The sequence below is a fragment of the Burkholderia sp. HMSC10F09 genome (assembly GCF_001806955.1).
In the GTDB taxonomy this organism is placed as follows: Bacteria; Pseudomonadota; Gammaproteobacteria; order Burkholderiales; family Burkholderiaceae; genus Burkholderia; species Burkholderia multivorans.
The window spans coordinates 1-884 of record NZ_KV786778.1; the positions used below are offsets into that span (position 1 = coordinate 1).

Here is an 884-nt window from a genome sequence, read left to right on the forward strand (position 1 = left end):
GCATCGGCCGCCGCAATGAACGCGCCTGCGGCCGCGACGCCGCCCGAGCCGGCGACGGCTGACGCATCGACGCCTGTCGCGTCCGCATCGGTGCCCGCGCAACCGCCGCCCGCGCCCGCCGAGCCGGTCGCATCGGCACCCGGCACGCCGTAAAACGACGCGAAATCGGCAATTTCGACCGATTAAAGATCGTCGTGAAATGGCCGATGACATTCTTTAACAACTATTTCAGTGCACCGGCCGACAATAGGAAACGTTTGATAAGTATCGGTTTCTAACCGAGACACCCCGCAACACGGGAACGGGGTGTGCAGCACAAGCCCCTTGAAACCGGCGAAGGCTGCCCCACGTAGGGGACAACAAGGCCAGATGCCACTGCGAAGAGGAGTGCCGCCATGCAAATGATCTACAACAGCCCCAACTACTGCGTCGTCGAATTTGCGCCGCAGGCCGGCCACCATCTGATGAATGCCGGCGGATACGAAATCGTCGACAAGAACGCGCAGCGCGAGATTTTCATCGACGGCGAACTGGCCGAGCGGTTCCGCGAGCACGTGAAGCAGCTGATCGAGGAAGAGCCGACGCTCGATGAAGTCGACGAATTCCTCGGACAGTTCGACAGCCTGATGATGATGCCCGTCGTCCTCCACTGACGGCTCACGGCCCGGCGCTTCGCGCGACCGGGCCATTTGCCGCGCATCGCGCGGCGTGCGAGCACTCCGATCATGCCCCAGCCCGGTTCGCCGGGCCGGGGCTTTTCGTTTGATGGCCGCGCCGCGCATCGGTTGCGCGGGCAACGCATCGCGCGCCGCACGCCGCCGTCGAACGCGCGACCGTGCAGCTGCGGCACGCCCCGCCTCCTGAGCCGCGCCGGTCGCGCGTCA

Annotated in this window: 1 protein-coding gene; it reads left to right on the plus strand. The window is 65.2% G+C overall.

What is annotated here, in order from left to right:
- Positions 1-395 precede the first annotated feature (395 nt).
- The gene (locus HMPREF3115_RS18195) at positions 396-653 is read left to right on the plus strand and encodes a BTH_I0359 family protein (RefSeq protein ID WP_006398119.1); all 258 of its coding nucleotides are present in this window, start codon (positions 396-398) and stop codon (positions 651-653) included.
- Positions 654-884 lie beyond the last annotated feature (231 nt).